Here is a 10,040-nt window from a genome sequence, read left to right as displayed (position 1 = left end):
GACGTGGTGGAAGACAGCCACATCCAGCGGGTACTGACGGACCTGGATCGGCAACGGGGAGCAGTCGGTTAACCGGCTGCTTTCTCGTGCCTGCGATGACTGTCGACACAGCGCTCACTCGGCTGGCGGATTGACGGTAGAGCGCTCACGACAATGGCGGTGAGAAATTCACCGCCAAATAGCGTGAGCGGCTACACCCTACATCGGATTGGAACACGTGGAATCGTGGACCGGTAAGATACTTGGCATGACCGAAGCAATGGACGATAGCATGGCCAACATATGTCGGCCTGGGGATGTCTTGTTCGGTAAACTCCGACCATACCTGGCGAAGGTTATCATGGCGACGGGTACATATCGATGTACTTCAGAGTTTCTCGTACTACGTTCACCCTGTTATTTCCCTAATTTCTTGAAGTACCTTTTGCTGTCCAATGTCTTCATTGATTTGGTCAACTCCTCTACGTACGGTGTAAAAATGCCAAGAGCAAGCTGGGATTTTATCGGGGATATTCGAGTTCCGGTTCCTCCAATAGATGTTCAGAGGAGTATCGCCTCCTTCCTCGACCGTGAAATCACCAAACTCGACCAACTCGTCGAGAAAAAGCAGCGGCTCATCGAGCTTTTACAGGAGAAGCGCCAGGCCCTCATCACCCAAGCCGTGACGAAGGGCCTTGACCCGAACGTGCCGATGAAGGATTCGGGGATTCCGTGGTTGGGAGAGGTGCCGGCGCATTGGGATGTTATGAAGATGACGCACATATTTGGAGGAATTGGCAGCGGAACCACACCTGATTCGAGCGAGCCAAAATACTTTGATGGGGACATCCCTTGGGTAATTACCGGTGATTTGAATGATGACGAGTTGTATCGAACTTCGAAATGTGTAACCGATAGTGCCCTTCGCAAGTATACCTCCTTGAAGTTGTATCCTCCGGGCACTCTCTTGGTGGCTATGTACGGAGCTACGATCGGTAAACTCGCCATTCTGCGCATCTCGGCGGCCACTAATCAGGCGTGTTGCGCACTCTATAACCCGAGTAAGGTGGACACGAAATTTGTGTTTTATTGGTTCATGGCAAATCGAAGTCATATCGTTTCTCTTGGTGTTGGAGGGGGCCAGCCAAATATCAGCCAAGAAACAATTCGGAATCTGCGCATCGGCGTTCCTCCGTTAGTCGAACAGGCAAATATCATCAAATACGTTGAGTCTTTGACAGGAAAAATAGCGAAAGCGATACGCAAGCTTGAGTCACAAATAGCGTTGATTAAAGAGTATCGGCAAGCCCTCATCACCGCTGCCGTAACCGGCCAGATCGACGTGAGGCAGTATTGCCTCGACAGTGTTGAGACGGCCACGCCGTGAGCTACATCAAACTGTTTCGGATCAATGGCAAGGTGGAGGAACTGCCAGGTTCCTCGATGGCAGTGGAGAAGTCGCTCCAGACTTTGTTTGAGAAAAATCTGGAGGTATTGCTTGGCGTTCGGTTTCTCGAATCCGAATACTCGACCGAATCTATACATCGGGAGCGTATCGATACGCTTGGAATCGATGAGGATCATTCACCTGTGATCATCGAGTACAAACATGCGACAAACGAGAACGTCGCTTGCAAGGATCTTGAATGACTCTGGGGTACATGCGGCTATTACGGAGTGGATGTTGCGTGAGGTGTACAAGAGTATCAACGACAGACAATGTGATGTAACGAACGAGTCACGTCATGGAACTTGAGTTGGTAATGATGCAAATCAAACTTCGGTTAGGGGAGGTCCAGACATGCCCCGTCTCCTGAAGAGGGAAGCAGTACGTTTGTTTGAGTCAAGTATTGAATCAGTCAACTTGGCGTTAATGGGTCTAGGCTTCCCAACCCGAATACAAATGAGGGAATCTGTTGCACAGTATGCTCCGCACATTGGATTGATAGGGGCGGCGGCGGAGCTGGCCTTGAGTGGGTGTTTGGTTCAAGCCTATGGAGCGAAGACGCTGCTACTTGAATCGGGTCAATTCAAATCAGCTAGAACGATTCTCGATGACTTTCGCAAGATGCTCAAAAATCCTGTTCCACGAACCAATTTCTTGATACAGGGAACACAGAATCATGATAATCATCGCCAGAAACTTTATCAAGCCACGTTGAAATTCGGTCCTTTAATCACTGCCCGAGCCGGAGGATTTCATGCAGGTCGGGCGCCAACTCGTGATGTGTGTATAGCTATGGCCAAAGAAGTAATAGATTTTCTAGGTCTACTGTCAGAGTCAACACGGATGCGGAGCTATATTCAAAATATACCATCGGTTCCTGAAATTGTTAAGGACAGACAAATAATCCTTGAGGATTTGGCACGTCGACTGGCAACAGCAACGGACTCCTCGGAGAAGGCAGTTCTCCTATCGTCCATTTACCTTGTTTTGCCCGAGGTTCCTGAGAACGAACCAGACTGGCTGGCAGCAATGGAACGTGTCGCTATTGCTCCAAAGGAAAACGATCTTTCGTACTTACTAAACGTTCTGGAGCGCTCGAACGTAGGGACTTTGCTGAGGGTGTCCAAAACCCATGGGGGGCAATCTATACCGGTCGTTGTGAACCCATTGGACGAAAATGCATTACCCATCCAACCGCAGTTTTTTCGACGATCATTTAACAGTGCGGCAGAGCAATTTCACTCAGATGTTGCAAGCTCCAATGGCCGACTTAACAGCGGAGTCCTTGATGTACCCCCAATTGAGTTTGTGTACGAATTATTTGTATTTGGATTTGAACGTTTGAGGATTGAGTCAAATGGGAGTGCTATGTTTACGGCACATCAAATATGGCCCTTCGTACTTTCAAGCCTATCTGTCTCTTCGACTGAAGGGCCAGTGTGGTTCTTGGTCAGACGAACCGACGATTTGAATCAGTTACGGGCCTATGTCGAGCGTGCGGCTCGTATTTCCACTAAGACTGTGAGAAATAGGAAGGTAGAATTTCTAAAGGGATTGCAGGCGATACAGGCAGGAACACATCTACAATCTGAATTCGTAGAGATAATTCGGGACGCTGCTGAGGCCGAGGAGAAACGAGAAAACTTGAAAATGGTAGTTGAAAGAAATCAGGGGGACCCCAGACAATTACCCGAATGCGCACAAATGACAGTCACTCGTATTTCTGATGGTGACGAGTCTTTGACGCCGTTACTGGTTGCCATCAGTAAAGGAGAAATTGAGTTGAATGAGGTGGCAAAAAAATACTGGACCCGAATTCTGTCGGAGGCTGCCACGGATGAGGAGGATCTACCAGGACTGCTAACTGTGTTGCAAAATGAAGAGTTGTCTCAGGCTCACACAGCCGTTCGTAAGGCGTTCAGGAGGATCGATTTCTTGTCAAATGGCCCCGTTGTGGATTCATAGGCATAGTTTGCCTCATATAACTTCTAACTGCAACGACGGAAACTGATAAACTGCCTGAAGGAGATAGCGTATATTTGTCGAACAGGATGACACACCAAATTGACAAACTGCAAAAATACCGCCAGGCCCTCATCACTGCCGCCGTGACCGGCCAAATAGACGTGCGGCAGTATGCAGCAGACGAAGCCACACCCGTTTCGTCCTGATAAGCGTTGTCACGATTGATTCGCTTACACGTACAGACTTAGAACGAAAGGAGTTGATCCCATGACCGCCATCCACACAGAGAAGGCGCTGGAAGAGGCGATTGAGTCGCATCTTCTTGCGCATGGCTGGCGCAAGGGCAGCCCGGATGCGTACGACCGGGAGTTGGCCCTGTTCCCGGCCACCTTCCTTGAATTCGTGAAAACGAGCCAACCGAACGAGTATAACCGCCTCATGGGCTTCTTTGGCGAAAAAACGGACAGCGAGCTCATTCGCCGCCTGGTCCAGGTGATCGATCGGGATGGCATGCTCAAGGTCATCCGCAAGGGATGCGACATTTACGGAGTGCCCATCAAGGCGGCGTTTTTCCGGCCGGTAAGCGGGCTCAACCCGGAGATTTTGACCCGGTACGGACAGAACATCCTCACGGTGACTCGCCAGGTTCATTACAGCCTGAAGAATGAGAAGTCGCTTGACATGGTGTTATTTATCAACGGCCTGCCCGTTGTGACCGTGGAGCTGAAGAACCAGTTCACAGGCCAGACCGTGCAGGATGCCATTCGGCAATACAAGCGGGATCGAGACCCAAGAGAACTGCTCTTCCAGTTCAAAAAGCGCAGCCTTGTCCATTTTGCAGTCGATCCGAACGAGGTCTACATGACCACCAAGCTGGACGGGGATGACACGTTCTTTCTGCCGTTTAACAGTGGAAACCAGGGCGGAGCGGGTAATCCGCCGTCGGACGGGTTTCGAACGGCGTACCTCTGGGAAGAGGTCTGGCAAAAAGACAACTTCATGGATCTGCTTCAGAAGTTCCTTCACTTACAGGTCGATGAGAAAGTGAAAAACGGCAAGAAGGTCCGTAAGGAGACGATGATCTTTCCACGATACCACCAGTGGGATGCCGTGAACAAAATCCTGGCTGACGTGCTGGAGAAGGGGCCTGGTCACAACTACCTGATTCAACATTCGGCAGGATCGGGCAAGACCAACACCATCTCTTGGCTGGCGCATCGATTGTCAAACCTACATGGATCGGACGACAAGCCCATCTTCGATGCGGTCATTGTGATCACAGATCGGCTGGTGCTCGACCGGCAGCTCCAAGATGCCATCTACCAGTTCGATCACGTACAGGGTGTCGTACAGCAGATTGACAAGAACTCACGCCAGCTCAAACAGGCGCTGGAGTCAGGGAAGGCCAAAATCATTATCTCCACTATCCAGAAGTTTGGGGTCATCTCAAAACAGGTCGCAGATCTCTCGAACAAGAACTTCGCCATCATCGTCGATGAGGCGCACAGCTCACAAAGCGGCAAGGCGGCCGATGCGGTGAAGGAAGTGCTGGCGGCGGGATCCCTGGAAGAGGCGGAACACATCCAGCGAGATTTGGATGCGAAGGCGAAGGACGTGGAAGACCGGATTGCGGAGGAGCTCGCCAAACGGGGGCGGCAGAAGAATCTGAGTTACTTTGCGTTCACAGCTACGCCTAAGGCGAAGACGCTTGAACTGTTTGGCCGCAGGCCTTCGCCGGATGCAAAACCGGAGCCGTTCCATCTGTACTCCATGCGGCAGGCCATTGAAGAGGGATTCATTCTCGACGTGCTGCAAAACTACGTCACGTACAAGGCGTATTACAAACTGGCCAAGGCAATCGAGGACGATCCGACGCTGGAAGAGAAACCAGCGAAAAAGGCGATTGCCCGGTTTGCGAGCTTGCACCCGCACAATGTGGCGCAGAAGACGGAGATCATGGTCGAACACTTCCGCCGCATCACCCGCCATAAGATTGGCGGCCGAGCCAAGGCGATGGTGGTGACGAGTTCTCGCCTGCACGCCTTACGCTACAAACAGGCGTTCGATGAATACATCAAGCGCAAGGGCTACACGGACGTAGCGACGTTGGTGGCGTTCTCCGGCACCGTGATCGACCAGGGTGAGGAGTTCACGGAGCCTGGCATCAACGGGTTCGGTGAGAAAGAGCTGCCGGAGCGGTTCGATTCGGACGATTATCAGGTCCTCATCGTGGCGGACAAGTACCAAACCGGGTTTGACCAGCCGCTTTTGCATACGATGTTCGTCGACAAGAAGCTGTCCGGCATCCAGGCGGTACAGACGTTAAGTCGCCTTAACCGCAAATGTGCCGGCAAGCAGGACACGTTTGTACTTGACTTCGTGAACACCCCGGAGGACATCCAGGCGGCATTCCAGCCGTATTATGAGGTTACAACGCTTGGCAAGGAGAGCGACCTAAACCTGATTTTTGACCTAAAGAGTCGTCTCGAGGCCCAGCCAATCATTTGGCAGGATGACGTGGAAGCGCTGGTAGAAGCGTTTTATATGGGTAAGGATGCGGCAGCACTGCACAAGTATCTGGACCCGGCAGTAGAGCGCTATTTGCAGTTGCCGGAGAAGGAGCGTGACGAGTTTCGTTCCACGCTCTCCACGTTTGTTCGGATATATGGGTTCATCACTCAGATTGCCCCGTTCCAGTCTGTTCCTGTTCACAAGTTTTACACGTATGGGAGACTGCTGTTGAGAAAGCTCCCGGTGCGAGGACGGGTGGCGCTCGATCTCGATGACGAGGTGGAGATGCAATATTACCGACTGGAGGAGAAGTCAAAGGGCCGCATTGAACTAGTTCGGGAAACGCCGGGGATGGTGGAGGGCATCACCGATGCGGGGACGGGTGGATATCACAAAAAGGAAGCCCCGCTCTCAAGCATCATTGAGGTACTCAACAAGGCGTTTGGTACGGAATTCACGGAGGCGGACCGGCTGTTCTTCGACCAGGTGGAGGCGGACATCTTGCGGGATGAGGAAATCGTGAAGGCGGCACGGTCGAACACCATGGAGAACTTCCGCTATGCTTTCGAGGATGTGTTTCTGGGGAAGGTCATCGATAGAATGGGGATGAATGATAAGATTTTCGCCAAGTTGATGGATGAGCCAGAGTTTCAGACTGCGGTGAAGAACTGGATCATGGGGTCGGTGTATCGGAAGTTGAACGGAGAACACCCCATGCAATAGTGTCACTTGGGAAGATTAGTTTATGTTTGCCTAGGCGTTATTTGATTACATGAGTGAGACAAATTCAGTTGGCAACAGCATTTTCATTGATGATTACGCAAGGGGATCTGTCAGCAGTTTCCGACTATTTCAAAAAAGGAGATTGCCATGGTATGCTTGCATTAATTTAAGTAGTGAAGGATGATGATCTGTTTTTCGTAGAAGCTCATGATACATTTCAGGTGTTGAAAGTAGTTTGCTGGAGACAACACAAGGGTAACTATGGTACCTAAATTCGATATTTTGGATCGTGACGAGTGATAAACAAGCTATTCTTTCACTGTGGATTTGGAATGGAGGAGATCTGTGTTTGATCCCGTCCTATCAGGAAATCATGCTACCGCTGTTACAGGAGCTGGCAGATGGAAAAGAGCATACATCAAAGGACTTATACAAAGTCTTGGCTGACAGGTTTGGTTTGACTGAAGAAGAGCGTACACAACTGATGAGCAATGGACGCCAGCCGCTATTCCATAACCGAGTCGGTTGGGCCCAGACATATTTGAAAAAAGCCGGTTTGCTTGAAACACCGAAACGTGGGTCTTATCACATTACCAACAGAGGTCTAGAGGTCCTTAGCCAAAAACCGGCGTCAATTACGGTAGACTACCTCATGCGATTTCCTGAATTTGTGGAGTTTCGGTCAGGAAATTCCGATGGTGATACCAGGGGCCCCGACAATCCCGGTGGACTATCCTTGCAAACCAAAGAGGAATCAACACCAGAGGAACTACTGGAACTTGGTTATCGTCGAATGAGACAGTCATTGGCAGATGAGTTGCTGGCGAGGATCAAGTCCTGTTCACCCGAATTTTTTGAACGACTAGTAGTCGATTTGTTGGTGCAAATGGGCTACGGAGGTTCTCAGTCGGATGCAGGGAAGGCAATCGGCAGAAGCGGAGACGGGGGCATTGATGGGATCATAAAGGAAGATCGCCTAGGGCTCGACATAATATACATACAGGCGAAAAGATGGGAAGGAAGTGTGGGGCGCCCTGAAATTCAAAAGTTTGTTGGCGCTCTGCAAGGACAGCGGGCTCGCAAAGGCGTGTTTTTAACCACTGCATCATTCACAAAGGAAGCGATCGAATACACCGGGATGATAGACACCAAGGTCGTTTTGGTAGACGGCAATGAACTGGCACAGTTGATGATTGACCACGGCGTCGGGGTGACTCCGTTGGTCACATACGAGATTAAGAAAATAGATCAAGACTATTTCATGGATGAGTGAAAATCTCATGTTTTTATGCAATAATGCCATCTAACCCCAATAGTTGTAAAATAATCATGAAAAAATGTTAAAAGAGAGGTAAATTTATATGAAAGTCATGTTTCACGTACAGAGAAATCTCTATGGAAGGGGGGAGCACAATGTGTTCGGACACGATTGGAGCGATTGCCGGCGGGTTGGCGGGTCTTTCGATTGGTTATGATGCGCTGCCGAACGATACAAGGATAAGATTTTGGTAAAACAGGAATTGTTAGAGATATCCAAAAAATTGCTTCGGATCAGGGGAGAATATACATCTTCAAAATAGAGTGAATTGCGGTTGTGTGTTACTGTTTTATGGATTCGAGCGGCTGACGCACATGGTGTTCCATGAAAATCCGTGGAAATCGAATGAAGGTGATCCGGCATCAAATCTCGCAAAAATAACACTTCTGAGGATGGTGCTGAGGGAGAACACGAGAACGCATTCGGATCGGAGTGAATGGAGGGAGGGAGGTTCGATTCCCTTTTTGGAAGACGATTCGCTCTTGAAATGTTGGAAAAAAGGGACTCAAAGGTGGTAATGTCGGCGGAGCAGATTGTGAGGATCGGCACAAGTTAAGCCTTTCAAGCTACATGAAGTACTGGTTGGCTTTTGAAATTGGATAAATTACGAAGGAGATGGATGTCCGGTGAAGATCAGCAAACATAACGCTGAACATTATGCTTGGGCAGGCGTTTGCGACGGTTGGCATTTGGTGAAACAAAAGGAATTGAGTGTCATTTATGAACGGATATGAACGGATGCCACCGGGAACCGCAGAGGTCAGGCATTATCATGAGCAGGCAAGACAATTTTTCTTTATCCTTTCCGGCACGGGAACTTTGGAGGTGGATGGAAGACGTGAAAGACTTCAACCCTTTGAGGGGGTGGAAGTGCCGCCGGGGATTCCACATCAGATGGTGAATGAATCGGATCAAGCTGTCGAATTTCTTGTCATTTCCCAGCCCACAAGCAAAGGTGATCGAATCATCACGGGGTAAGCTATTACGAACTGTATGATCCAAATGTTCCATGAAAAAATGAGCAATACTTCAAGTAGGCAGTGGCAGCCTTCTCTGTGGAACATCTTGACACCCAACACGCAAATGATATATTGGTTGTACAACCAACCAAAAAATGAATGGAGTACGGGGATGAAAACAAGAGAAAGGAATACTCGAGCCAAATTGATCGAAGCGGCCTATAAGGTGCTCGCCGCAAAGGGATATGAAAACTGTTCCATCAAGGACATTGCTCATGAGGCGGGCGTGTCACCGGGGTTGGTTCATTACTATTTTGCAAACAAGGAAGAGCTTTTAGTGGCAGTTGTCAAAGAAGCTACGGATGCGTATTGCCGGCAGATGGAACAAATGCGGGAAACCGTCGCTGCTGACCAGCTGGCGGATGCCGCACTGGCGGAGCCGCTGGAGCGGACGAGGAGGAATGCGGAGTGGTACAAGCTGCGGTACGAGTTGTATGTTCTTGCCTTGCGAAATCCTACGATCCGGTCGGGGGTCAAAGAGCTTTTCACAAGGGGACGAGAAGGGATCGAAGAGACCATACAGGCTGTGGCAGGAAAACCTTTGTCCAATGGGTCTGAGATGTCCGCCATTCTGTTTGCCTGTTTTGAGGGGCTGGCCTTGCAGTCATTGGTTGATCCGGATTTTGACCTTGAAGGTGCCTACCGGATTCTGGGCCAAATGGCCAAACAGTTTGTCCAATCACAATTGACAAGTGAGGGAAAATGACATGGTTCGTGCCCTGATGCGGCTGGAAGGCATGTGCGTGGCGCTGCTCAGTGTGGCAGGCTATTTCGGTCTTCATCTCGACTGGGTGGCGTTTCTTTCTTTCGTTCTGGTGTCAACATCGGATGTAAAATCCCCAATAGCATCGGATAGCGATTCCCCAAAATCACCGGCATGATTTCCTCAAAATCATCGGGATGAATTCCCCATCCCTGTGTCGAATTATGGCACCTGCCATCACGTCCGTGGAGGTGCCAGTCATGAGGGAGAGTGAGAAGATGGAAATTAAGAAGTTGTATGAGGAGGGCGTCAGCATCTCGGAACTGGCCAGAAGATTCGGCCACGACCGCAAAACCATTCGCAAGGCTGTAAGTG

At 50.0% G+C, this 10,040-nt stretch carries 6 protein-coding genes and 1 pseudogene; all 7 read left to right on the top strand.

All coding sequences use genetic code 11. The annotated features are described in order from the left end of the window. Positions 1-217: 217 nt before the first annotated feature. The 7 genes and pseudogenes from C230_RS19100 to C230_RS0101685 all read left to right on the top strand — a co-directional run bounded on the left by C230_RS19100 (position 218) and on the right by C230_RS0101685 (position 9,668). Positions 218-1,366: a restriction endonuclease subunit S gene (locus C230_RS19100; protein ID WP_156807311.1), complete on the top strand. Its 1,149-nt coding sequence runs from the start codon at positions 218-220 to the stop codon at positions 1,364-1,366. Further along, positions 1,363-1,629, top strand: coding sequence for a hypothetical protein (locus C230_RS0101720; RefSeq protein ID WP_018130350.1), 267 nt, complete (start codon positions 1,363-1,365; stop codon positions 1,627-1,629). Before C230_RS19100 ends, C230_RS0101720 begins: the two co-directional genes overlap by 4 nt. A 151-nt stretch (positions 1,630-1,780) precedes the next feature. Next, positions 1,781-3,391 (top strand): hypothetical protein, encoded by a 1,611-nt coding sequence (locus C230_RS0101715; RefSeq protein WP_018130349.1) that lies wholly within the window; start codon positions 1,781-1,783, stop codon positions 3,389-3,391. A 267-nt stretch (positions 3,392-3,658) separates the two neighbouring features. Beyond that, complete coding sequence (locus tag C230_RS0101705; protein WP_018130347.1) at positions 3,659-6,625, top strand: type I restriction endonuclease subunit R; 2,967 nt, start codon at positions 3,659-3,661, stop codon at positions 6,623-6,625. A gap of 349 nt (positions 6,626-6,974) precedes the next feature. Continuing rightward, positions 6,975-7,898, top strand: a complete 924-nt coding sequence (locus tag C230_RS0101700; RefSeq protein ID WP_018130346.1) for a restriction endonuclease — start codon at positions 6,975-6,977, stop codon at positions 7,896-7,898. Positions 7,899-8,569: 671 nt separating this feature from the next. Then, positions 8,570-8,921, top strand: a pseudogene (locus tag C230_RS19095) (cupin domain-containing protein). 153 nt (positions 8,922-9,074) lie between these two features. Beyond that, complete coding sequence (locus C230_RS0101685; protein WP_018130344.1) at positions 9,075-9,668, top strand: TetR/AcrR family transcriptional regulator; 594 nt, start codon at positions 9,075-9,077, stop codon at positions 9,666-9,668. Positions 9,669-10,040 lie beyond the last annotated feature (372 nt).

This window comes from Effusibacillus pohliae DSM 22757, assembly GCF_000376225.1.
GTDB lineage: Bacteria > Bacillota > Bacilli > Tumebacillales > Effusibacillaceae > Effusibacillus > Effusibacillus pohliae.
Note: the sequence above shows the minus strand (reverse complement) of the source record. Positions and strands in the feature narration are given on the sequence as shown.